We start from the raw sequence: 24,122 nt of genomic DNA, 5'->3' as shown, positions 1-24,122 counted from the left end.
ATCATGCCACTTCCTGCTCGGCGAGCCGACCACCCGCAGCCCGGATCGCGCCCGCCACGTCGGCGGCGAGCTTCTCGGCGTCGGCCTGGTCCAGGTCGTGCACGGTCAGCCGCAGCCGCTGCGAGGGTTCGCGGTGACCGATCTGGAACTCGTCGCCCGGTCGGGCCAGCCATCCGCGGCGCATCAGCTGTTCCGAGACCGTTCGCGCCGGCACCGGGAGCGCCACCCACAGGTTCAGCCCGTCGCCCGCGGTGGCGACCACGCCGTGATCCCGGAGCATCCCCGCGAACGCGGCATTGCGCTGCGCGTAATGGTCGCCCGCCTGCTGGATCGACGCCATTGTGGCGGTGTCGGTCACCAGCGCCAGGGTCAGTCGCTGCAGCAGATGACTGACCCACGTGGTTCCGGGAGTCAGGCGCATCGCCAGGCGCTCGGCGGTCTCGGGATCCGAGGCCGCCACCGCCAGGCACATGTCGGGCCCCAGGAACTTCGACACCGAACGGACCAGTGCCCAGCGCCGATGTCCGGGAGCGATGAGCGTGTGGAACGGCCGGCGCGACAGCATCGAGAAGTGGTCGTCCTCGATGACCAGGACGAAGGGATGCTCGCGCAGCACCGCCCGCAGCTCGGCGGCGCGTCGGGCCGAAAGACTCGCTCCCGTCGGATTCTGCGCCCGCGGGGTGTGCACGACAGCGCGGACGCCCTGCTCGAGCGCGGCGCGCAGCCCGGCGACCGTCATCCCCTCGTCGTCCACCGGCACCGGCACCGGACGGTATCCGCCGATCCGGACCGTGTGGATGCTGGTGAGGAAGCAGGGATCCTCCAGAGCCACGAGGTCGTCGCGTGTCAGGGCCTGGGCGAGCAGCCGTTCGACCGCGTCGGCGGCGCCGCTGGTGACCGTGAGCCGCATGTCGACGTCGGGCCCGAGGCCCTCACGCATCCAGTCGGACGCCCAGGCCTCCAGACCGGGATCGACGACCGGCTCGCCGTAGAGCACCGGTCGTCCGGCCATCGCGGCGAGGGCTCGTGCGGGGTCGGGGATGAGCCGCGCGTCGGGGTTGCCGGTGCCGACGTCGCGCAGCACGCTGTCTGCCGCGAATCCCTCCTGGGCGACGGGGGAGAGGTCGGCGACGCGCGTGCCTCCCCGGCCGAGGGTGACGACGACGCCGGCCTGCGTGAGCTGCCGGTAGGCCGCGACCACGGTGTTGCGGTTCACCCCCAGTTCCTCCGCCAGCGCGCGGACCGACGGCAGGGAGCTTCCGGGCCGCAGGTCGGCGCGTTCGATGAGGCCACGCACGCTCTCGGCGATCTCGGATGCGGAGCGCCCGCTGATGCCGAGCGTGGTCATCTGCCGTCTCCTGCCGTGGTTGCGGTGCCTCGCCGATTCTAGGGCGGACACCATGGTATCTTTTGGCCTAGGTCAATGATGCTCATTGTCCTCGCTCGTCGCACGCCACCGCGTGCGGAACTGGAAGGAACCCCTGTGACCACTGCCGACACCGGAACCGACCGCGTCAAGCGCGGGCTCGCCGAGATGCTCAAAGGCGGCGTCATCATGGACGTCGTCACCGCGGAGCAGGCGAGGATCGCCGAGGACGCGGGCGCCGTCGCCGTGATGGCGCTCGAGCGCGTGCCGGCCGACATCCGCGCGCAGGGCGGTGTCGCGCGGATGAGCGACCCCGATCTCATCGATGACATCATCGCGTCCGTGTCGATCCCGGTGATGGCGAAGGCGCGGATCGGCCATTTCGTCGAAGCGCAGGTTCTGCAGCAGCTCGGAGTCGACTACATCGACGAATCCGAGGTGCTCTCGCCCGCCGACTACGTCAACCACATCGACAAGTGGAAGTTCACCGTGCCGTTCGTGTGCGGCGCGACGAACCTCGGGGAGGCTCTGCGCCGTATCAACGAGGGCGCGGCGATGATCCGCTCCAAGGGCGAGGCCGGCACCGGCGACGTGTCCGAGGCCACCAAGCACATCCGCAAGATCAGCTCCGAGATCAATGTGCTGCGCTCGATGACCAAGGATGAGCTGTACGTGGCGGCCAAGGAGCTGCAGGCCCCCTACGAGCTCGTCGCCGAGATCGCCGAGACCGGCAAGCTCCCCGTGGTGCTGTTCGTCGCCGGCGGAGTGGCGACGCCGGCCGATGCGGCGATGATGATGCAGCTGGGCGCCGACGGCGTGTTCGTGGGGTCCGGCATCTTCAAGTCCGGCAACCCCGCCCAGCGCGCCGCCGCGATCGTCAAGGCCACCACCTTCTACGACGACCCGGCCGTGATCGCCGACGTGTCGCGCGGCCTCGGCGAGGCGATGGTCGGCATCAACGTCGCGGACCTCGCCGCTCCGCACCGACTCGCCGAGCGCGGCTGGTGACGAGGAGCCGCCTCCGCGTCGGCGTGCTCGCGCTGCAAGGCGACGTCCGCGAGCACGTGCGCGTGCTGACGGAGCTCGGGGCGGAGCCGGCGACGGTGAGGCGACCGCAGGAGCTCCTCGACGTCGACGGCCTCGTCCTTCCGGGCGGTGAATCCAGTGTGATCGACAAGCTGTCGCGCGCGTTCGGCATGCAGGAGCCGATCCGTGCGGCGATCGCCGGCGGGATGCCGGTCTACGGCACCTGCGCGGGGCTCATCCTCCTCGCCGACCGCATCGTCGACGGCATCGACGGCCAGCAGACCTTCGGCGGGCTGGACGTCACTGTGCGACGGAACGCCTTCGGCAGCCAGGTGGACTCGTTCGAGGTGGATCTCGATGTCCCCGCGGTGACCGGCGGAGCGGTCCACGCGGTGTTCATCCGGGCACCCCTCGTGGAGGAGGCCGGTCCGCGCGTCGAGCGACTGGCCGCCCTGAATGACGGACGGCTCGTCGCGGTGCGCCAAGGCCCGCTCCTGGGCACCTCGTTCCACCCCGAGGTGACCGGCGAGGACCGCTTCCACCGCCTCTTCCTCGAGATGGTGCGCGAACGCATCGGCTGAGCACGACGGGGACCCAGCCGGCGCCGGAGAGGACGCTGCACCCGCGTCGGCCTGCAGACGCCGGACGCCAGGACGCGGACGGCGCCCGCCGCGAGGAATAGAATGTTCCGTCAGGCGGGCGCCGCGCCGGATGGCGCAGGCTCATGCGAAGCCCCCGACGAGCTCGATTCAGGAGGACCATGTCCGGGCATTCCAAGTGGGCCACGACCAAGCACAAGAAGGCCGTCATCGACGCGCGCCGTGCCAAGTCGTGGGCCAAGCTCATCAAGAACATCGAAGTCGCTGCGAAGCTCGGCGGCCCCGACCTGCAAGGCAACCCGACGCTCTTCGACGCCGTGCTCAAGGCGAAGAAGACGTCCGTCCCGAAGGACAACATCGACCGCGCCATCAAGCGCGGCGCCGGCATCGGCGGCGAATCCGTCGAGTACGCGTCGATCATGTACGAGGGCTACGGCCCGAGCGGCGTCGCTCTGATGATCGAGTGCCTCACCGACAACAAGAACCGCGCCGCGGCCGAGGTGCGCACCGCCCTCACTCGCAACGGCGGCACGCTGGCCGACCCGGGCAGCGTCGCCTACAACTTCACCCGCAAGGGCGTCATCGTCGTCGGCGGCGAGGGGACGACCGAGGATGACGTCATGCTCGCGGTGCTCGAGGCGGGCGCGGAGGAGGTCGAACCCCACGCGCAGGGCTTCGAAGTGATCACCGAGGCCTCAGACCTGGTCACCGTGCGGTCTGCGCTGCAGGACGCGGGCATCGAGTACGAGTCGGCCGACGTCGAGTTCGTCCCGAATCTCAAGGTCGAGGTCGACGCCGAGACGGCTCGCAAGGTGTTCCGGCTGATCGATGCGCTGGAAGACAGCGACGACGTGCAGAACGTCTACAGCAACTTCGATCTGAGTCCTGAGGTGCAGGCGGAGCTCGAGAACGACGAGGACTGAGCCGGCGCTCCCGAGGCTCCGGATCGTCGGCTCCCGTCGATCCGGAGCCTTTGGCGTGTCCGCGTTCCGCGCGCCTGGCGGTGGCATCCCTCCCGCTCGCCTAGCGTGGTGACGTGGCATCCGCACGCACCCGTCGACTGCGCGTCCTCGGCATCGACCCCGGCCTGACGCGGTGCGGCGTCGGCGTCGTCGACGTCGCACCGGATCGTTCGGCCACGCTCGTGCATGTCGGTGTCGTCCGCTCGGACCCCGGCGCCGCGATCGAAGACCGTCTGGCCGTCATCGCGAGCGGGTTGCGCGCGGTGCTGGACGCGCACCGTCCGGACGTCGTGGCCGTGGAGCGCGTGTTCGCCCAGCACAACCGGCAGACCGTCATGGGCACCGCGCAGGCCAGCGGCATCGCACTCCTGGTCGCCGGGGAGCGGGGGATCGCGGCCGCCACGCACACGCCGTCCGAGGTCAAGGCGGCCATCACCGGCTACGGCAACGCCGACAAGCGTCAGGTGCAGACCATGGTCGCCCGCGTCCTGAGGCTCGATGAGCTGCCCAAGCCCGCCGATGCCGCCGACGCCCTCGCCCTCGCGCTCTGCCACGCGTGGCGCGGGGCACCGTCGACGGCTGCGGCATCCGGTCCCCTCACGCCCGCGCAGCGCGCGTGGGCGGATGCGGAACGTCTCGCGCGGCGGTGAGACGGGCGCGTGTCGCTCGAACAAACGTCCGAAGCGCGCCGTAGGCTCGATGCATGATCTCGTCAGTCCGCGGCACCGCCGTGCATGTCGATGCCGATGCGGTCGTCGTCGAAGTCGGGGGAGTGGGGCTTCACGTCGCGGTCACCCCCCAGGTGGCGCGCGCGACGCACGTCGGTGAGACGATCACGCTGCACACCTCGCTCATCGTCCGCGAGGACGCGCTGTCGCTGTTCGGCTTCGAGACCCGCGAGGAGCTGAGCGTCTTCGGTCAGCTGCTGGGCGTCACGGGGGTCGGACCCAAGTCGGCGCTCGGCGTGCTGTCCACCCTGACCGTCGCCCAGATCGCCGACGCCGTCGCCGCCGACGACGACGCGCCCTTCCGACGGGTGTCCGGCATCGGGCCCAAGACGGCCAAGCTCATCGTGGTGCAGTTGACCGGCAAGATCGCCGCCACCCGCCCCGCCGGGGCTGTCGGCGGGGATGCCGCCTCCTTCGCCGCCGTGCCCGCACAGGTCGTCCAGGCCCTCGTGGGTCTCGGGTGGTCCGAGCGGGTCGCCGCCGACGCCGTCGACACGGTCGCCGCCGACGCCGCGGACGCCGACCGGGCGTCCGTGCCCGCGCTGCTGCGCCTGACCCTCGCCGCTCTGGGTCCCGCACGGAAGGAGCCGGTCGGTGGTTGACTTCCGCGAGGCAGGGGAACCGGTCGACGAGACCGAGCTGGCGATCGAGGGGGCCCTGCGCCCCACGTCGCTAGCGGAGTTCGTGGGACAGCAGAAGGTGCGCGGCCAGATGCAGCTCCTGCTGGACGCGGCCCGCATCCAGCAGCGGCCGGCGGACCACATCCTGCTGTCGGGGCCTCCCGGCCTCGGCAAGACGACCCTGGCCATGATCGTCGCCCACGAGAGCGGGCGCCCGCTGCGGCTGTCCAGCGGCCCGGCGATCCAGCACGCCGGCGATCTCGCGGCACTCCTGTCCAGCCTCACGCCGGGCGAGGTGCTCTTCATCGATGAGGTGCATCGGATGGCACGCTCGGCCGAAGAGATGCTCTACCTCGCGATGGAGGATTTCCGCATCGACATCATGGTGGGCAAGGGAGCCGGGGCGACCAGCATCCCGCTCGATCTGGCGCCGTTCACGCTCGTCGGCGCGACCACCCGCTCGGGGCTGCTGCCCAATCCGCTGCGGGACCGGTTCGGGTTCACCGCCCATCTGGAGTTCTACGAGCCGGAGGAACTCGAGCGGGTCATCGAGAGATCTGCCGTCATGCTGGGCGTCTCGTTGCCGCCGGCGGCCCGCGCCGAGATCGCCCGGCGCTCCCGTGGAACACCTCGCATCGCGAACCGGCTGCTGCGCCGCGTGCGCGACTACCTGGTGGTCCACGGGCGCACCGGCGCCGACATCGAGGCGGTGGACGCCGCACTCGACCTCTACGACGTCGACGCGATCGGGCTGGACCGGCTGGACCGCGCCGTTCTGGACGCCCTCGTCCGCCGATTCCGGGGCGGCCCTGTGGGCTTGGGGACGCTCGCGGTCGCGGTCGGCGAGGAGGCCGACACCATCGAGTCGGTCGTCGAGCCGTACCTGGTCCGCATCGGCTTCATGGGCCGCACGCCGCGCGGACGCATCGCCATGCCCGAGGCGTACGCGCACCTGGGGGTGCCGAGCGTCGACTCGGTCCTGGGATTCGATGACCTATAATCGCTGGAGGCTCTCGCCCACCCCCTCCTGCAAGGCAATGCCGCCCTCGGCGCATGCCTGATCCGAAAGGTGCCCACAGCTCCATGGACTTCGCTACGTTCCTGAGCAACTACGGCCTCATCATCCTGTTGGTCGTGCTCCTCGTCTTCATGTTCTGGAGCTCGCGCCGCCGCATGCAGAAGCAGAAGGCGGAGCAGGAGGCGAAGTCGCGCCAGACGGTACCGGGCGCCGAGGTGCTGCTCCAGGGCGGCCTGTACGGGACGATCGTCTCGTACGACCCCGACAACCTCGACCAGCCGGCCATCGTCGAGCTCGCCCCCGGGGTGGAGATCAAGGTCCACAGCCAGGCGATCCTGCGCGTCGTGAACCCCACGGTCGGCGCCGTCACCGAGGACGAGTTCCTCGCGGCCGAGGAGAGCCACGCCGAGTACGCCGAAGGCGTCGCGAACGGCGACATCAGCTCGATCAGCGACGACCACAGCACCGGCGCCGCCCACGACAAGACCGACCCTGACGCCGAGCCCGGAACCAAGTCGCAGGGCTGAGACCCGACCCGCTCGCCCGATCGGGCATCTCAAGAAAGCAGAGACGTGGCGACATCCACTCCCGTCCGGCATGCGTGGCGTGCGCTGACCGGGCTCCTCGCGATCACGGCACTCCTGTTCGGCATCAACGCGCTCGGTGTCTACGTGTTCGGCGCCAGCTCGTGGACGCCGGCTCTGGCGCTCGACCTGCAGGGCGGCACGCAGATCGTGCTCGAAGCGCAGACCGAGGACGGCGTCGCACCGACCGAAGAGCAGATGCAGCAGGCCGTGACGATCATCCGTCAGCGCGTCGACGCCTCGGGCGTCGGCGAGGCGGATGTCACGACGCAGGCCGGCAACCAGATCGTGGTGCAGATCCCGGGACAGGCCGACGAAGAGACGCGCAACCGGATCGAGGCGTCTGCACAGCTGCAGCTGCGCGCCGTGCTCCTCGCGGGCGAGCCGGCCAACACCTTCGTCGGTGACGACGGCAAGACGACGCCGTACCCCACGCCTGATCCCACGCTGCAGGCGACGCCGACCGCGTCGCCCACCAACGGCAGCGACACCGCGTGGATCACCCCCGCGCTGCAGGCGGAGTTCCAGGCGTACGACTGCTCCGACCCGAACAACGACCCCGCGAATGCGCCGGCGGACGAGCCGCTCATCACCTGCGACCCCGACGGAAGCGTCAAGTACATCCTCGGCCCGGTGGAGCTGGACGGCTCGTCGATCGACGACGCGACGTTCGGTCTGCAGCAGAACAACGGGCTGTGGGCGGTCAATCTGTCGTTCGACGCCGACGGCACCAAGACCTTCGGCGAGATCAGCCAGCGACTGTACGGAGCGCAGCCGCCCCTCAACCAGTTCGCGTTCGTGCTCGACGGGTACGTCCTGTCCGCGCCGTCGATGGATGGCGTGATCCTGGACGGCAAGCCCAGCATCACCGGCAGCTTCACGCAGGAGAGCGCCAAGGTGCTCGCCGACCAGCTGAAGTACGGCGCACTGCCGCTGAGCTTCACCGTCGAGAGCTCGAACTCGATCTCTGCGACGCTCGGATCCCAGCAGCTGCAGATCGGTCTGATCGCGGGCCTCATCGGCCTCGCGCTCGTGGCGATCTACTCGCTCATCGTGTACCGGGCACTCGGCTTCATCATCATCGCGTCCCTCGCGGTGATGGCCGTACTGACCTACATCACCCTCTGCATCCTGGCCTGGCGCATGGGCTTCCGCCTGTCGCTGGCCGGTGTCGCGGGCCTCATCGTGACGATCGGCTTCACGGCGGACTCGTTCATCGTGTACTTCGAGCGCATCCGTGACGAGCTGCGCGACGGGAAGTCGATCACCGCGGCGGTCGAGGACGGCTGGGGACGAGCCAAGCGCACCATCTACATCTCGAAGTCGATCAACATCCTGGCCGCCGTGGTGCTCTACATCCTGGCCGACTCCACGGTCAAGGGCTTCGCGTTCACGCTCGGGCTCACGACGGCCATCGACGTCTTGATCTTCATCCTCTTCACCCACCCCGTGCTGCAGCTGCTGGCGCGAACCCGGTTCTTCGGTTCGGGGCATCCGCTGTCCGGCCTCGACCCGACCGCGCTCGGCGCTGTCTACCGCGGCCGCGCGCAGTTCCGCGAGCCGGTGCTGGCGACGGGCGGCGCCGGCCGCCGGACGGCCAAGTCACGGGGCGAGGCGGCACGACGCCAGACGATCGCCGAGCGCAAGCAGGCCGAGCTGGCGGCGGCCGAGAACGCGAAACCCGGCACGACCGTGAAGGAGGGAGACGACTGATGCGCTCCATGAGCCAGTTCGGCAACGACCTCTACACCGGTAAGACATCGTTCCCCTTCGTCGGCCGGCGCCGCCTGTGGTTCCTCATCGCCGCGATCCTCGTCGTGGGCTCCGCACTCGTGCCGCTGTTCCGTCCGATCCAGTTCTCGATCGAGTTCACGGGCGGGTCTCAGTTCACCGTCAGCGGTGTGGCCTCGCCGATCGACCAGTCCATCGCGACGGATGCCGTGCTCTCTGTCGTCCCGGGCGCCACGACCAAGGTCGTCACGATCGGCGACGACGCGGTGCGCGTGCAGACGGACCAGGTCACCGACGCCGAGAGCCGGGAGATCTCGGCCGCTCTCGCCGAGGCCTACGACGTCCCCGAGAGCGAAGTGAGCTATGCGTTCATCGGTCCCAGTTGGGGCGCGGACGTCACACGCCAGTCGCTGTGGGGCCTGGCCATCTTCCTGGCGCTGACCTTCCTCATCCTGGCGCTCTACTTCCGCACCTGGAAGATGTCGGTGTCGGCCATCATCGGCCTCGTCGACGTGCTGGTCATCACGATCGGGATCTACGCCCTCTTCGGCTTCGAGATCTCGCCGGCCGCCGTCATCGGGTTCCTCACGATCCTCTCGTACGCGCTGTACGACACGACCGTCGTCTTCGACAAGATCAGGGAGAACACCAGCGAAGACGGGGAGGTGTCGGGTCGGACCTTCGGCGAGTCCGTCAACCTCGCCGTCAACCAGACCCTGGTGCGCTCGATCAACACCACCGTCGTCGCGGTGCTGCCGACCGGAGCGATCCTGTTCATCGGCCTCATCTGGGTGGGCGCCCAGACGCTGACCGACCTGTCACTGTCGATCTTCGTCGGAACGATCGTCGCGGCCTACTCCACGATCTTCGTTGCGGCGCCGCTGTACTCGCTGCTGCGCGAGAACGAGCCGGGCATCAAGACACGCGACGCGCGGGTGCTCGGAGCACGCGCGCTGGCCGGCACACCGGCCTGAGGCTCCGCCGCGCGGGCGTAGGATTGTGAGGTCCAGCGGAGGGGAGTGGTGCGGATGACCGAGACCGTCCCTCCCGCCCAGTCGTCGTCGCTGCGCCGCCTGGTGCCGCGCATCTTCTCGCGGTCGGCCCGCCGAGACGACGTCGAGCAGCTTCTGCGGACGGTGCGCACCCACCATCCGAAGGGCGACCTGTCGGTCATCGAGCGCGCCTACTCGGTCGCGGAGCGGGCGCATTCCGGGCAGGCGCGGCAGAGCGGCGAGCCCTACATCACGCATCCCCTCGCCGTGGCGCAGATCCTCGCCGACCTCGGCCTCGGGCCCCGCGCCATCGCCGCGGCGCTGCTGCACGACACCGTCGAGGACACCGACTACTCGCTCGAGATGCTCAGCAGCGAGTTCGGCGACGAGGTCGCGATGCTCGTGGACGGCGTGACCAAGCTCGACAAGGTCAAGTACGGGGAGAGCGCTCAGGCCGAGACGGTCCGCAAGATGATCGTGGCCATGTCGCGCGACATCCGGGTCCTGCTCATCAAGCTCGCCGACCGTCTGCACAACGCCCGCACGTGGGGGTTCGTGCCGCCGGAGAAGGCACGCAAGAAGGCGACCGAGACCCTCGAGATCTACGCGCCGCTGGCCCACCGGCTCGGCATCCAGGCGATCAAGTCGGAACTGGAGGACCTGTCGTTCGCCGTGCTGCATCCGAAGCTGTACGCCGAGATCGACAGCCTCGTCAAGCAGCGCACGCCCCAGCGTGAGCAGTACGTGCAGAGCGTCATCGACGCGGTCGACAGCGACCTGCGCGAGCTGCGGATCCGCGGCCGCGTCATGGGCCGGCCGAAGCAGCTGTACTCGGTGTACCAGAAGATGGTCGTGCGGGGCCGCGAGTTCGACGACATCTACGACCTCATCGGCATCCGCGTGCTGGTCGGCAGCGTGCGCGACTGCTACGCGGTCCTGGGCGCGATCCACGCACGGTGGACGCCGCTGCCGGGCAGGTTCAAGGACTACATCGCGACCCCGAAGTTCAATCTGTACCAGTCGCTGCACACCACGGTCATCGGTCCCGGCGGGCGCACCGTCGAGATCCAGATCCGCACGCACGAGATGCACCAGCAGGCCGAGTACGGCGTCGCGGCCCACTGGAAGTACAAGGAGCAGATGAACGGCGGCAAGGCGGACGCCAAGTCCGTCGACACCGACATGGCGTGGCTCGCGCACATCTCCGACTGGCAGGCCGAGACCGCCGACCCGGGGGAGTTCCTCGACTCGCTCCGCTTCGAGATCGGCGCCAAAGAGGTCTATGTCTTCACTCCGAAGGGGCGCGTGATCGGCCTGCCCGCCGGTGCGACGCCGGTCGACTTCGCGTACGCCGTCCACACCGAGGTCGGGCACCGGACGATGGGCGCGAAGGTCAACGGGCGGCTGGTGCCGCTGGAGTCGGAACTCAAGAGCGGCGATGTCGTCGAGGTCTTCACCTCGAAGAACCCCGACGCCGGACCGAGCCAGGACTGGCTCACGTTCGTCAAGAGCACCCGAGCGCGAAACAAGATCCGCGGATGGTTCACCAAGGAACGGCGCGAGGAGGCCATCGAACAGGGCAAGGAGTCGATCGCCCGCGCGATGCGCCGCCAGAACCTGCCGTTGCAGCGCCTGATGAGCCAGGACTCGTTCGCCGAGGTCGCCCACCAGCTCCGCTACGAGGACGTCTCGGCCCTGTACGCGGCGGTCGGCGAGGGCCACGTGTCGACGCAGTCCGTGATCGAGAAGGTCACCGCGCTCGTGGCCGCCGAGGACACGACGACGGGCCCGATCGACCTGCCGGTCGTCGGACGGGCGCGGGCGCCGCGCGGCGGCGACTCGGGCGTGCTCGTGCGCGGAGCCCCCGACATCCTGGTGAAGCTCGCCAAGTGCTGCACGCCGGTGCCCGGCGATCAGATCGTGGGGTTCGTCACCCGCGGCAGCGGGGTGTCGGTGCACCGCGCCGACTGCACCAACGTGAAGTCGCTCATGGCCGACCCCGAACGCCTCATCGACGTCGAGTGGGCGCCGACGACCAAGAGCGTGTTCCTGGTGCAGATCCAGGTCGAGGCTCTGGACCGCTCGGGCCTGCTCAGCGACGTCACGCGCGTGCTCAGCGAGCACCACGTCAACATCCTCTCTGCGACCGTCTCGACCACGAACGACCGGCTCGCCCTCAGCCGGTTCGTCTTCGAGATGGGCGACATCGTGCACCTCGACCGCGTGCTCAACGCGGTGCGGCGCATCGACGCCGTCTACGACGTCTACCGGGTCACGTCGTCCTGAGCCGGCGCGGCGATCGCGTGCAGCCGCGCGAGCGCCGCCCGCTTGTGGGGGAGTGAGCCCTGGCGGAGCCGCTCGATCGCCGTGGCGACGGCATCCGGTCGGGTGGCTCCCAGCAGCCCGCATGCGCGCGCGTGCACGTCGTCGTCGACGCGGGCCAGATCGCTGAGGGTGCGCACCACGCTGGTCACCAGCACGCCGCCGACCAGCTGCAGGTCGGCCGGGTCTACCGCGAGATCCCGGTACACCACCTGCCGGTCCGGCGCGATGTGCAGTCGGCGACCGACCGCACGCTGAACGGTGTGACGGGCCGGCGGGGCCGGCAGCGCCCCATGGATCCACGCGGCGGTCAGGTGCGTCGCAGCGAGCGTGTCTCCGAGGATGCGGATGAGGGAGCCTGCGCGCAGCGCCGTCGTCTCGACCGCGTCGGCCGGGATGAACGCCTCACCCAGCTCGACGAGATGACCGTCCAGGCATGCCGCGGTCAGTTCCGCCTGTGAGAGCTTCTCATCGGCGAAGTAGAGGAACGGCGACGGCATACCGGCAGTGTGCCCGAGCGCCCGGGCAGACGGCGGGCGAGCGCATCGTCCTGTGGACAAGTCCGCAGCCGCGGCGCGGCGGGGCGCCGTCAGCCGCCGAGCGCCCGCAACCAGGACCGACGCGCCTCGAGCGCCTCGCTGGCCTGCGCGATCGCCTTCTTGTCTCCCGACTTCTCGGCTGCCGCCAGCTCATCCTCGAGCTTCTGGATCGCCTCCGTGAGCTGGCGCGTCATGTCGTTGGCGCGCGCCTTCTGCTCAGGGTCGTTGCGCTTCCAGTCGGCGTCCTCCCGCGAACGCAGGGCGTTCTCGATGCGACGCAGCTCGTCATCGAGGGAGCGCTCGGTCTCACGCGGGAAGATGCGGCCGATCTCGTCCCATCGCCGTTGGATGCCGGTGAGGAGGGAGCGGGCCTTGGCGATGTCACGCTCGTCACCGACGGCCTTGGCTTCTTCCAGAAGGGCGCGCTTGAGCTCGATCTTCTCGCGCGAGGCCTCCGCGTCAGCGGCTTCCCGCTGCACCCGGGCGCCGTAGAGGGCGTCTCCGGCCGCCTTGAAGCGGGCCCACAGTGCATCGTCCACCTTCTTGCCGGCGCGCCCCGCGGTCTTCCACTGATCGAGCAGTTCCCGATAGGCGGGGATGCCGTCCTCGCCCTTCTGCGAAAGCGCCTCGGCCTTCTCGACCAGACGAGTCTTGCGGTCGCGGACCGCCTTGTGCGCCTCGTCGAGCTCGGCGTAGAACGCGCGGCGATGCTTGTCGACGGTCCCGCGGGCGTCGCGGAACCGCTTCCACAGCTGCTGCGCCGTCGACTTCGGCAGCCGCGGGCCGTTCTGCTGCTGCGACTGCCACTGGTCGAAGAGGGAGTTCAGCTCGGCCGTCGCCTGCTTCCACTGCACGGTCCGCGGGTCTCGCGCCGCGAGGGCTTCCGCCTTCTCCACGAGCTCGGTGCGGGCCTTCACGGCATCGTCCACGGCCTCGCGCGCCGCGACGGCCTCGGACTCGGATTCGGCGGCGAGCGTCTCGGTGAGCGCGGCGACCCGCGCGGCGAGGGCGGCCAGGTCACCCACGGCTGCTGCGCCGTCGAGCTTGGCGTTGATGGTGCGGGCGGTGGCCCGCAGGTCGGATGCCGAGGCACCGCCACGGCGGTGGCGCACCTCGAGCAGCGTCACCTCGCTGGCGAGGTCCGCGTACTTGCGCTCGAAGTAGGCCAGCGCCTCTTCGGACGTCCCGTCGGGGTACTGACCGACGACGCGCCAGCCACCGGCTTCGCGCACCGAGACCGTGCCGTCCTCGTCCACGCGACCCCAGGGCTCGTCGGGCGAGGCGCCGCCCGCCGGCGCGTCAGAGGTCGATCCGGACGTCGTGGGCTCCGCCGCAGCGGCTGACTCGGCGGACTCGCCCGGTTCGGCGACCGGCGAGACATGCGCGTCCGCGGATTCCTCATTCTCCGCCGACGTGCCGACCTGAGCCCCGGCCGGAGCATCGTCTTCGGACGTGTCGCCGGCCGCTTCGGTCCCGGCCGGGCCATCGTTCTCGGCGGGTTCCCCGGCGGTGTCGCCTACGGCGTCGGCGGTTTCGGCCGGGGCGTCGCTCTGGGCGGGCTCCCCGGCGGTGTCGTCGACGGCGTCGGCGGCGGTGTCTACGGACGCCACGCGCTCATCTGCTTCGGCGCCGGCGGCCTCGGGGGTGACGTTGTCGGGCTGGGAGTCTGCTGCGGCAGTCACGGGATGCACCTCATCGCGGCTCGCGCCGTTCGTAGGGAGTAGGACGGCTCACAGCCTAGTACGGCGCACGCCCGCCGCCGATGCCCGGAGATGCGCGAAGGCGCGGTCAGGGCGCCGGAGTGCCGGTGGGCGTCGGCTCGGCGGTGGTGCTCGCCGATGGCGTCGGTGCGGGCGTCGTGGCGCTCGGGGTCGGGGTGGAGGTGGGCGTGGGCTCGGGAGCCCCCGGGCCGGCGATGAAGTAGGCGGTCTGCGCGCCCGCGATCGCGACGACGAGGAGGCCGCCGACGACGCCGGCGATCACGTTGTCCCGCGTGCGCCGCCGCGCCTGGTCGTCGTGGAACCGGCGTCGCGCCTCGTACAGCCGGGCGCGCTCGCGCGCCGCCCGTGCATCGCGATTCTTGCCACCGGTCGCCACGTGACCTCCCTGGTCCACAAGCCGTGATCCCGCTTCGTGCAGTGTCGCCTCAGCGCAGTGCGGGTGCGCGCCGGGCGGCTTGATCCTATGGCGCGGGCCAGACCGCGGCCAAACCGACCCCGGTCCGGTGTCGGATCCGGGAGATAGCCTGGTGAGGTGACCGGTCCGACCGCGCTCTTCCAGGGGCTGACGCCCCTCGCCGTGCGCATGCGTCCGACCTCGCTCGACGAGGTCGCCGGTCAGTCGCATCTGCTGCGCGCCGGTTCCCCGCTGGTCACGCTGGCCAACCCGGATGCCGCAGCCCGAGCGGCGACGTCGGTGATCCTGTGGGGCCCTCCGGGCACCGGCAAGACGACCCTCGCGCAAGCGATCGCGCGTTCCTCCGGCCGGCGGTTCGTCGAGCTGTCGGCCGTGACCGCCGGGGTGCGGGACGTGCGCGAGGTCATGCAGGAGGCGCTGACACAGCGCGATCTCTACGGCCAGTCCACGATCCTCTTCCTCGACGAGATCCATCGCTTCACCAAGGCCCAGCAGGACGCCCTGCTGCCGGGCGTCGAGAACGGCTGGGTCGTCCTCATCGCCGCCACCACCGAGAACCCGTCGTTCTCGGTCATCTCGCCACTGCTGTCGCGCTCCCTGCTGCTCACCCTCAAACCTCTGACAGACGACGATCTGCGCATGCTGCTCGAGCGCGCTGTTCACGATCCGCGCGGACTGAACGGCGCAGTCGCCCTCGGTGATGAGGCGCGCGACGCCCTCGTCCGCCTCGCCTCGGGCGATGCCCGGCGCGCGCTCACGGCGCTGGAGGCGGCGGCCTCACTCGTGCTGCCCGCTGACGAGGAGGGCGGGGCCGCCGCGCCCGGCGATGCTCCCGAGATCACTCCGGAAGACGTCGCGCAGGCGGTGGATCGGGCCCTGTTGCGCTACGACCGCCAGGGTGACGAGCACTACGACGTCATCAGCGCGTTCATCAAGTCCATCCGCGGATCAGACGTCGATGCCGCCATGCACTACCTCGCTCGCATGATCGAGGCGGGGGAGGACCCCCGGTTCATCGCCCGCCGCCTGATCATCTCGGCGGCCGAAGACGTCGGCCTCGCCGACCCGCACGCCCTGCCGCTGGCCGTGGCGGCCGCCGACGCCGTGCAGTTCATCGGCATGCCGGAGGGACGCATTCCGCTGGCCGAGGCCACGGCGTATCTCGCCACCACAGCCAAGTCCAACGCGGCGTACCTGGCGATCGACGCGGCCATCGCCGATGTGCGCGCCGGTGGGTTCGGCCGTGTGCCGGTGCACCTGCGCGATGCTCACTATCCGGGGGCCAAGCGGCTCGGCCACGGCAAGGGCTATGTCTATCCGCACGACTCGGAGATCGGGATCGCGCCGCAGCAGTATCTGCCCGATGAGCTGCGCGGCCGGCGCTACTACGAGCCCAAAGCGCTGGGCGCCGAACGCGACGTGCAGGCCCGACTGGAACGCATCCGCCGCATCCTCGGCGACCGCTGAACATCGTCCGTTCCCGGCCCTGCGGCATCCCCGTCTGCCCGCTCCGGAAACCAGACTGCGCGCTCATCTCGCCGATATCCCTCTGAGGGATGTAGATATCCCTCAGAGGGATATACTCGCGTGGGGAAGGAGTCGTATGCAGTACGTCATCCTGGGCTTGCTCATGAGCGGCCCGCTGTCGCTCTACGACGTCCAGAAGCGGTTCACGGCAGGAATCTCCCTGTTCTACAGCGCCAGTTCCGGCAGCATCCAGCGGGCGCTCCAGCACCTGGCAGCGGACGGGTACGCGTCCATCGCGGATCCCGACGGAAGCCGACGGGGACGCAAGCTCTACGTCATCACCGACAGCGGACGAGACAGCTGGAGGTCGTGGATGCTCGGCCCGGTGCCCGACGGCACGGAGGCCGAGACGACGGTGCTCGCCAGAGTCTTCCTCCTCGGTCAGCTCGCAGATCAGTCCGACCGCGCGGATGTCGTACGGGCGGTCCGCGCGCACGTCGACCGGTCCTCGGAGACCCTGAGGTCGCTCGCACGGGATCTCGACGGCCGCGCGGCGAGCCTCGAGGGCCATGAGCGCGAGGTCTACTCGTTCCAGCGAATGACGCTCGACTACGGCATCCGCGCCCACGGACTTCTCCGCGCGTGGATCGACGAAGTGGGGGAGCAGGCATGAAGGAGAACCTCGCATGACGCCCACCATCGTCGCTGCGGCCGTCATCGCGGTTCTGCTGAGCGCCCTGGTCGTGCTGCAGGCAGGTGTGGCCGCCGGGGCCCCGTGGGGCCGCCTGGTCTGGGGCGGCGGCCATCGCGTGCTTCCTGCCCGCCTGCGTGTCGGCAGCGCAGTCTCGGTGATCCTCTACGCCGCGTTCGCCGGCATCGTCTTCAGCCGCGCCGGAGTGCTGCCCGGCGGTGACACGACGGTCATTCACGTCCTCACCTGGGCGCTTCTCGCCTACTTCGTGATCGGCATCGTCATGAACGCCGTCTCACGCAGCCGGCCCGAGCGACTGACCATGACCCCGGTATGCGTCGTGCTCGCGGCCGCGACGCTGGTCGTCGCGCGGGGATGACGGGCACGGATCCCGGGTCTGATAGGCTTGATCGGCTCGAAACGTCGTTTTCGGGCATCCCCTTTCTTCTTCACAGACCTTCCGGCATGCCCCGGCGTGCAGTCCGGACCGGGCGAAGACAGGGCGATACGTCCGCGAGCCGTGAAAGACACGGCAGCGTCATCGAAAGGAACACTTCGTGGCTACGAAGTCTCAGGACCGCCGCAAGGTCCGTCTGTCGCGCGCTCTCGGCGTCGCGCTCACCCCGAAGGCCGCCCGCTACCTCGAGAAGCGTCCCTACGCTCCCGGCGAGCACGGCCGCACCAAGCGCAAGGCCGACAGCGACTACGCCGTCCGCCTCCGCGAGAAGCAGCGTCTGCGCGAGCAGTACGGCATCCGCGAGAAGCAGCTGCGCATCCAGTTCAACGAAGCCCGCCGCACCCAGGGCCTGACGGGTGAGAACCTGGTCGAGCAGCTCGAGATGCGCCTGGACGCGCTCGTGCTCCGCGCCGGCTTCGCCCGCACCACCGCGCAGGCGCGTCAGCTCGTCGTGCACCGCCACATCCTCGTGGACGGACAGCTCGTCGACCGCCCGTCGTTCCGCGTGAAGCCGGGCCAGCTCATCCACGTCAAGCCCAAGAGCGAGGCCCTCGAGCCCTTCCAGGTCGCAGCCGCCGGCGGTCACGCCGACGTCCTGCCCCCGGTGCCGGGCTACCTCGAGGTCGAGCTCGACAAGCTGCAGGCCCGTCTCGTGCGCCGTCCCAAGCGCGCCGAGGTCCCCGTGGTCTGCGACGTCCAGCTGGTCGTCGAGTACTACGCAGCGCGCTGATACCCAGCAGCGCATGAAGGGCGTCGGGGTGACCCGACGCCCTTCGTCGTTTCGGCATACGATTGTGGGATGCCGCGCCCCGGCGGCCCGCGAGGAAGTGGTGACATGAAGAACCTCCTGTGGTTCCTGTTCGGCATCGCCGGCGGATTCGTGATCGCACATCTGATGAACAAGGACCCGCGCGGCCACGAGATCCTGGCGGAAGTCGACGCGCGCATCACCGAGTTCACCGACCGGATCGGCGACGCCTACCGCGAGCAGGAGGCACGATTCGCCGGGATCGTGGATGACGGGGCAGCTGCCGCCAGCGCCGCATCCGCAGCCGCCGCAACCGCGGCGACCGCCGGCACGGCGCAGACAGCGGCCGACGGCGGCAGCCTGGCCGACTGACCCGGCGGCCGGCTCAGCGCCTCGGGGGACACCCCGTACCCCTCGCACGCACCACTGGAACACGCACGCTCTCGTACGCACAAGGACCCGAATGAAGACCGCCGAGATCGCCCAGCGCTTCCTCGACTATTTCGAGAAGAACGGCCACACCATCGTCCCCTCGGCGTCGCTGGTGACAGACGACCCCGCGCTGCTGTTCACCGTCGCCGGAATGGTGCCGTTCATCCCGTACCTGTCCGGTGACGTGCCGGCGCCCTATCCACGCGCGGCCGACAACCAGAAGTGCATACGCACCAACGACATCGAAGAGGTCGGCAAGACGCCTCGTCACGGCACGTTCTTCCAGATGCTCGGCAATTGGTCCTTCGGCGACTACTTCAAGGAAGGCGCGATCCGCTACGCGTGGGAGCTGCTGACCACGCCCGAGACCGAGGGCGGTCTGGGCTTCGACCCGAAGGACCTGTGGGTCACGGTCTACGAGGATGACGACGAGGCGCACGACTTGTGGCGCCGTCTCACCGATCTTCCTGAGGAGCGGATCCAGCGCCTCGGCAAGGACACGAACTACTGGAGCACGGGCCTTCCCGGCCCCGCCGGCCCGTGCTCGGAGATCTTCTTCGATCGCGGCCCGGCATACGGAATCGACGGCGGGCCCGCCACCGACGACGACCGCTACGTCGAGATCTGGAACCTCGTGTTCATGCAGTACGAGATCACCAACGTGCGCTCGAAGTACGACTTCGACGTCGTGGGGGAGCTGCCCAACAAGAACATCGACACCGGCATGGGGCTGGAGCGCATCGCGTTCCTCAAGCAGGGCGTCGACAACATGTACGAGACCGACCAGGTCCGGCCGGTGCTCGACAAGGCCGTCGAGCTGTCGGGCCGCACCTACGGCGCCGACCACGAGGATGACGTGCGCTTCCGCGTCGTCGCCGACCACGTGCGCTCCTCGCTCATGCTCATGTCGGACGGCGTCACGCCCTCCAACGACGGCCGCGGCTACATCCTCCGTCGCCTGATGCGCCGCGTCATCCGCTCGATGCGGCTGCTGGGCGTGGACGGGCCGACCTTCGGAGAGCTCTTCGCCGCATCCCGTGATGCCATGAAGGAGGCCTACCCGGTCGTCGAGACGGATTGGGCTCGCATCTCGCAGTACGCACTCGCCGAGGAGGCCACCTTCCTGCGGACGCTGGCGGCCGGTGAGGCGATCCTCGAGGAGTCCCTGGTCCAGACGAAGGCCTCCGGGGGCAGCTCCATCCCCGGAGCGGAGGCGTTCCTCCTGCACGACACCTACGGGTTCCCGATCGACCTCACGCTGGAGATCGCGGAGGAGGCGGGGCTCACCGTCGATCGTGCGGCGTTCGACACCCTCATGCAGGAGCAGCGCACTCGCGCGAAGGCCGATGCCCGGGCACGAAAGCGCCAGCTCGCCGACACGAGCGTGTACCGCGACCTGCGCGCGCAGGGCGAGACCGTCTTCACGGGCTACACGGACCTGGAGACGGAGTCGCGTGTGCTCGGGATCCTGGTGGACGGCGTCTCGGTCGACCGTGCGACGACGGGCCAGATCGCCGAGGTGATCCTGGCCGAGACGTCGCTGTACGCGGAGTCGGGTGGTCAGGTCGCCGACAAGGGCGTCATCGTCGGCCCCGGCTACGAGCTCGAGGTGCTCGATGTGCAGAAGCCGGTGCCGGGTCTGGTGAGCCACACCGTCGAGGTGACCACCGGCGAGGTCGGCGTCGGCCAGCCCGCGACATCGGTGGTGGATGCCGCCAATCGCCGCGCGGCGCGGCAGGCGCACTCCGCGACGCACCTCGTGCACGCAGCTCTTCGTGACACGCTGGGCAAGACGGCGACGCAGGCCGGCTCGCTCAACCGTGCCGGCTACATGCGCTTCGACTTCTCGTGGGGTCAGGCGCTGTCGGATGAGACGAAGTCGGAGATCGAGGAGATCGCCAACAACGCCGTGCGCGACAACCTCGAGGTGACCACGCGCGTGCTGCCCCTGGATGAGGCGAAGTCACTCGGGGCGATGGCGCTGTTCGGTGAGAAGTACGGCGACACCGTGCGGATGGTCGACATCGGCGGCCCGTGGTCACGCGAGCTGTGCGCCGGCACGCACGTGTCCACGAGCGCGGAGATCGGCCTGATCAACCTGGTCGGCGAATCCTCGGTGGGTGCGTCCAACCGCCGGGTCGAGGCGCTCGTGGGCCTGGACGCCTTCCGGTCGCTGGCCGCGGAGCGCGCGCTGGTGTCGCAGTTGACGACGTCGCTGAAGGCGCCGCGGGAACAGCTGCCCGCTCGCATCGCGGAGCTGCAGGCCAACCTGAAGGCGGCCGAGAAGAAGATCGCCGCCTTCGAGGCGAAGGCGCTGGGCGAGCGGCTGCCGGCTCTCGTTGCCGCCGGTGCGCGGGTGGGACAGACGGTGGTCGTGGCCGAGTCGCTCGGCACGGCGGCGGCGGCCGACGATGTGCGTTCGCTCGCGCTGCAGGTGCGGGAGCGTCTCGGCTCCGAGGCGGCGGTCGTGGCCCTCGGCGCGGTCGTCAACGACCGGCCGATGGTGATCGTCGCCACCAACGACGCCGCGCGCGCGGCCGGCGCGAAGGCCGGTGCGCTGGCGAAGGCGGCCGCCGGAGTGCTCGGCGGCGGCGGGGGCGGTCGCGACGATGTCGCGCAGGGCGGCGGGACGGATGCCTCGGCGCTGCCCGCTGCGCTGGCGTCGATCAAGGATGCGCTGCGCGCGTGAGCGGATTCCGCGGATGAGCCAGTGGCGGCGCGGCACGCGCCTCGGCATCGACGTGGGCAGAGCCCGCATCGGCGTCGCCAAGTGCGATCCGGACGGCTTGCTGGCCACACCCGTCGAGACGGTGCCCCGCGACGACGGCTCGATCGCGCGGATCGTCGCCCTGGCGGACGAGAACGCCGCCATCGAGCTGCTCGTGGGATTGCCCATGAACCTCAAGGGCGAGGACACCGCCTCGACCCGCGACGCCCGGGAGTTCGCCGAAGCGCTGGCCGCAGCATCCGGTCTGCCCGTGCGCCTCGTGGATGAACGCCTCTCCACGGTCTCGGCGCACGCGGCGCTGCGCAGTTCCGGCAGATCTCAGCGAACGTCGCGTACGATCGTTGACCAGGTCGCCGCAGTCGTGCTGCTCCAGCAGGCCCTCGATGTCGAGAAGAGCACCGGCCGCGCGCCCGGAACCCCCATCTCCCAGGAGCCCGCCTGATGCCCGAGTCATCGCCCGACGGCGAAGCCGTACCGCGGTCGCGCCGCGCCGCCCGCGAAGCGGCTGCCCGCCGAGCGGCGACGGGGGAGAACCCGACCCAGCCGAGCGCGCCCGCCACCGGGACGGCGGCCAGCAGGCCGTCTCAGCCGACGGCTCCGATCGACGCGACGTCTCGTCCCGTGCCGGCCGCGCCCGCTTCACCGGCGACGGAACCGAGCGGCGGCGCGCCCGCCTCCGACGTGCCGGACGGCACGGGCTTCCGGCCGGTGCCGCTGCGAACGCCTCGCCCGGATGCCGCTCCTGCCGGTTCGGCGGGCGCGGATGAAGAGCCGTGGATCTTCGCGAGCGTGGGAGCGGAGCCCGCGCTGCCGTACAGCCGGTCCGGCGCCGCCGCGTCACCGACCGCCCCCCGTCCGGGGTTCGAATCGCGCGGGCATCCCGAGGCCACCGCCTCGGGTCGGCAGTCGACCCCCGGCGCGTCCCCCGCGACCCTGGACGCACTGTTCAGCGGTTCCACCTCGACGGAGGACATCGGAGACGTGCCACCCCCCAAGAACAAGAGGAGTCGGCGCGTCGGCGGCTGGATCGCGCTGGGAGTCGTGCTGCTCCTCCTGGGCGGCATCGCCGGTGGCGCCTTCTACGTGTGGACGACCTACGAAGACAAGATCCGCGAGGTGATGGGCTGGGAAGAGCCCAAGGACTACGAGGAGGGCCTGGCCACCGGCGAGGCGTTCGTGACGATCGCCTCCGGCGACACCGGCATGCCGATCTCGCAGTCCCTGCACGAGGCGGGGGTCACGAAGACTTCCGAGGCGTTCTACGACTATCTGATCGACACCGGGCAGAACCCGACCTTCCAGCCGGGCGTCTATAAGCTCCAGCAGAAGATGACCTCGGAGGCGGCGCTGGCCGCCCTCATGGATCCCGCGAACAAACAGGAGTTCACCGCCCAGATCCCCGAGGGATTCACCGTCGAGGGGACGCTGGAGCGGCTCGCCGAGGGCACCGGCATCCCGCTCGCCGATCTGCAGGCAGCCGCCGCCGACCCGGCCGCGTACGGCGTACCGGTCGATCCGGCCATCGTGGCAGCCGGCGGGCAGCCGCTGGAAGGCTGGCTGTTCCCGGCGACGTACACCTTCGACCCGGGCGTCACTGCGCAATCGGCGATCCAGACGCTCGTGAACCGCACGATCCAGTCGCTCGACGCGGCCGGCGTTCCCGCCGAGGACCGGCAGCGCATCCTCACGACAGCGTCCGTCATCCAGCGCGAGGCGCGCTTCGAGGCCGACATGCAGAAGGTCTCGCGCGTGATCCAGAACCGCCTGAACCCCGACAATCAGGAGACCTTCGGCCTGCTGCAGATGGACTCGACCGCCCAGTACGGGTACGGCGAGATGCACGACGGGACCGTGAGCTCGTCGGCGGAGGCTCTCTCGGACGACAACCCGTGGAACACCTACGTCCACACCGGACTTCCGGTGGGGCCGATCTCCAACCCCGGCGATGTCGCGATCAACGCGGCGATGCATCCCGCCGACGGCGACTGGCTCTACTTCGTCACGGTCAACCTCGACACCGGCGAGACCGTCTTCACGAACAACCTCGCAGACCACAACCGTGCCGTCCAGCAGTGGCAGCAGTGGTGCTCGGACCACCCGGACTCGGGGTGCTGACGACCGGCGCGCCGCGTCTGGAGGTCTGGGGCGACCCGATCGCGCACAGCAGGTCGCCGCAGCTGCACACCGCCGCGTACGCCGTGCTCGGGCTGGACTGGTCGTACGGCAGACGCCGGGTGGACGAGGCGTCCTTCGCGGAGCAGCTGGCGGGGCTCGATGACACGTGGCGCGGACTGTCGCTGACGATGCCGCTCAAGGGCGCGGCGTTCGCCGCAGCCACAGCGCGGGACCGGCGCGCCGAGCTCACCGGCGCCGTGAACACGCTGCTCCTGGAGAGCGGGCAGCGCCGCGGCTTCAACACCGACGTCGGCGGGATCGTGCGCGCCCTCGCCGACGACGCCATCGGCGACGTTCCGCACGCCCGCATCGTCGGGGCGGGCGCCACCGCCACCTCTGCCCTCGTCGCTGTCGGGGAGCTCGGCGCGCGCGATGTCGAGGTGGTCGCCCGACGGCCCGGCGCCGTCGCACCGCTGGAAGAGCTCGGCGGCCGCCTGGGCATCACGGTGACCGCCGCACCGTTCACGTCGTCCTCGCGCACCGACGTGCCGCTCACGATCGCCACGCTGCCGGGCGACGCGCCGGTCGACGGTGCCGTGGCCGACGCCCTCGCCGCCTCGGGCGGCCTGCTGCTGGACGTCGTCTACGGACACTGGCCCACCGCGCTGTCGGCGGCGTGGGATCGCGCCGGCGGGACCGCCAGATCCGGACTCGGGATGCTGCTGCACCAGGCGCTGCTGCAGATCCGCATCTTCCGGCACGGCGACCCCGACGCACAACTGCCCGGCGAGGACGCGGCGCTGGAGGCGATGCGCCGCGCACTGGAGGCCCCCGCGGCGTAACGGCCGGTCACGCCGTGGG

At 70.2% G+C, this 24,122-nt stretch carries 23 protein-coding genes; 19 read left to right on the top strand and 4 right to left on the bottom strand.

The window, feature by feature from the left end; all coding sequences use genetic code 11:
* Position 1: 1 nt before the first annotated feature.
* Complete coding sequence (locus C9992_RS02060) at positions 2-1,348, bottom strand: aminotransferase class I/II-fold pyridoxal phosphate-dependent enzyme (protein WP_106813928.1); 1,347 nt, start codon at positions 1,346-1,348, stop codon at positions 2-4.
* A gap of 135 nt (positions 1,349-1,483) precedes the next feature.
* Here C9992_RS02060 and pdxS point away from each other — a divergent pair, with 135 nt between their 5' ends.
* From pdxS to C9992_RS02010, 10 genes are all read left to right on the top strand, one after another.
* Complete coding sequence (gene pdxS / locus C9992_RS02055) at positions 1,484-2,374, top strand: pyridoxal 5'-phosphate synthase lyase subunit PdxS (protein WP_106813927.1); 891 nt, start codon at positions 1,484-1,486, stop codon at positions 2,372-2,374.
* On the top strand, positions 2,371-2,973 hold the full coding sequence (gene pdxT / locus C9992_RS02050; RefSeq protein ID WP_106813926.1) for a pyridoxal 5'-phosphate synthase glutaminase subunit PdxT: 603 nt from the start codon (positions 2,371-2,373) through the stop codon (positions 2,971-2,973). The genes pdxS and pdxT overlap by 4 nt, the downstream gene beginning before the upstream one ends.
* A gap of 179 nt (positions 2,974-3,152) precedes the next feature.
* Positions 3,153-3,914 carry a YebC/PmpR family DNA-binding transcriptional regulator gene (locus C9992_RS02045; protein ID WP_106813925.1) on the top strand — a complete coding sequence of 254 codons (762 nt, stop codon included), beginning with the start codon at positions 3,153-3,155 and terminating at the stop codon, positions 3,912-3,914.
* 113 nt (positions 3,915-4,027) lie between these two features.
* A complete protein-coding gene (gene ruvC / locus C9992_RS02040; protein ID WP_106813924.1) occupies positions 4,028-4,603 on the top strand; it encodes a crossover junction endodeoxyribonuclease RuvC in 576 nt (191 codons plus the stop codon).
* Between the two features lie 53 nt (positions 4,604-4,656).
* Positions 4,657-5,283 (top strand): Holliday junction branch migration protein RuvA, encoded by a 627-nt coding sequence (ruvA, locus tag C9992_RS02035; protein ID WP_106813923.1) that lies wholly within the window; start codon positions 4,657-4,659, stop codon positions 5,281-5,283.
* Positions 5,276-6,301 (top strand): Holliday junction branch migration DNA helicase RuvB, encoded by a 1,026-nt coding sequence (ruvB, locus tag C9992_RS02030; protein ID WP_106813922.1) that lies wholly within the window; start codon positions 5,276-5,278, stop codon positions 6,299-6,301. Before ruvA ends, ruvB begins: the two co-directional genes overlap by 8 nt.
* Before the next feature lie 83 nt (positions 6,302-6,384).
* Complete coding sequence (locus C9992_RS02025; protein ID WP_106813921.1) at positions 6,385-6,846, top strand: preprotein translocase subunit YajC; 462 nt, start codon at positions 6,385-6,387, stop codon at positions 6,844-6,846.
* 45 nt (positions 6,847-6,891) lie between these two features.
* Complete coding sequence (gene secD / locus C9992_RS02020; RefSeq protein WP_106813920.1) at positions 6,892-8,616, top strand: protein translocase subunit SecD; 1,725 nt, start codon at positions 6,892-6,894, stop codon at positions 8,614-8,616.
* Positions 8,616-9,608, top strand: coding sequence for a protein translocase subunit SecF (gene secF, locus C9992_RS02015; protein ID WP_106813919.1), 993 nt, complete (start codon positions 8,616-8,618; stop codon positions 9,606-9,608). The genes secD and secF overlap by 1 nt, the downstream gene beginning before the upstream one ends.
* 54 nt (positions 9,609-9,662) lie before the next feature.
* The gene (locus C9992_RS02010; RefSeq protein WP_106813918.1) at positions 9,663-11,912 is read left to right on the top strand and encodes a RelA/SpoT family protein; all 2,250 of its coding nucleotides are present in this window, start codon (positions 9,663-9,665) and stop codon (positions 11,910-11,912) included.
* Here C9992_RS02010 and C9992_RS02005 read toward each other — a convergent pair.
* From C9992_RS02005 to C9992_RS01995, 3 genes are all read right to left on the bottom strand, one after another.
* Positions 11,891-12,448: a hypothetical protein gene (locus C9992_RS02005; RefSeq protein WP_106813917.1), complete on the bottom strand. Its 558-nt coding sequence runs from the start codon at positions 12,446-12,448 to the stop codon at positions 11,891-11,893. The two genes, C9992_RS02010 and C9992_RS02005, sit on opposite strands and share 22 nt — an antisense overlap.
* Positions 12,449-12,537: 89 nt before the next feature.
* A complete protein-coding gene (locus C9992_RS02000) occupies positions 12,538-14,169 on the bottom strand; it encodes a DUF349 domain-containing protein (protein WP_200826201.1) in 1,632 nt (543 codons plus the stop codon).
* 106 nt (positions 14,170-14,275) lie between these two features.
* Entirely contained in the window at positions 14,276-14,584 is a 309-nt protein-coding gene (locus tag C9992_RS01995; RefSeq protein WP_106814585.1) for a dioxygenase, read from the bottom strand.
* A gap of 156 nt (positions 14,585-14,740) precedes the next feature.
* Between C9992_RS01995 and C9992_RS01990 the strand changes: the two genes are divergently transcribed.
* From C9992_RS01990 to C9992_RS01950, 9 genes are all read left to right on the top strand, one after another.
* Positions 14,741-16,090 carry a replication-associated recombination protein A gene (locus C9992_RS01990; RefSeq protein WP_106813916.1) on the top strand — a complete coding sequence of 450 codons (1,350 nt, stop codon included), beginning with the start codon at positions 14,741-14,743 and terminating at the stop codon, positions 16,088-16,090.
* Between the two features lie 136 nt (positions 16,091-16,226).
* A complete protein-coding gene (locus C9992_RS01985; protein ID WP_160150819.1) occupies positions 16,227-16,763 on the top strand; it encodes a PadR family transcriptional regulator in 537 nt (178 codons plus the stop codon).
* Between the two features lie 13 nt (positions 16,764-16,776).
* Positions 16,777-17,160, top strand: coding sequence for an OpgC domain-containing protein (opgC, locus tag C9992_RS01980; RefSeq protein ID WP_106813914.1), 384 nt, complete (start codon positions 16,777-16,779; stop codon positions 17,158-17,160).
* Positions 17,161-17,338: 178 nt separating this feature from the next.
* Complete coding sequence (gene rpsD / locus C9992_RS01975; protein ID WP_106813913.1) at positions 17,339-17,968, top strand: 30S ribosomal protein S4; 630 nt, start codon at positions 17,339-17,341, stop codon at positions 17,966-17,968.
* Positions 17,969-18,073: 105 nt separating this feature from the next.
* Positions 18,074-18,358 (top strand): ATPase, encoded by a 285-nt coding sequence (locus C9992_RS01970; protein ID WP_106813912.1) that lies wholly within the window; start codon positions 18,074-18,076, stop codon positions 18,356-18,358.
* A gap of 91 nt (positions 18,359-18,449) precedes the next feature.
* Positions 18,450-21,107 (top strand): alanine--tRNA ligase, encoded by a 2,658-nt coding sequence (alaS, locus tag C9992_RS01965; protein ID WP_106813911.1) that lies wholly within the window; start codon positions 18,450-18,452, stop codon positions 21,105-21,107.
* A gap of 13 nt (positions 21,108-21,120) precedes the next feature.
* The gene (gene ruvX / locus C9992_RS01960) at positions 21,121-21,588 is read left to right on the top strand and encodes a Holliday junction resolvase RuvX (protein ID WP_106813910.1); all 468 of its coding nucleotides are present in this window, start codon (positions 21,121-21,123) and stop codon (positions 21,586-21,588) included.
* Positions 21,588-23,261, top strand: a complete 1,674-nt coding sequence (gene mltG, locus C9992_RS01955) for an endolytic transglycosylase MltG (RefSeq protein WP_235007920.1) — start codon at positions 21,588-21,590, stop codon at positions 23,259-23,261. Before ruvX ends, mltG begins: the two co-directional genes overlap by 1 nt.
* A complete protein-coding gene (locus C9992_RS01950; protein WP_106813909.1) occupies positions 23,228-24,103 on the top strand; it encodes a shikimate dehydrogenase family protein in 876 nt (291 codons plus the stop codon). The genes mltG and C9992_RS01950 overlap by 34 nt, the downstream gene beginning before the upstream one ends.
* The last annotated feature ends 19 nt before the right edge of the window (positions 24,104-24,122 follow it).

The organism is Microbacterium timonense (assembly GCF_900292075.1).
Lineage (GTDB): Bacteria > Actinomycetota > Actinomycetes > Actinomycetales > Microbacteriaceae > Microbacterium > Microbacterium timonense.
The sequence above is the reverse complement of the archived record's forward strand: the minus strand, read 5'-3'. Positions and strand labels throughout refer to the sequence as shown.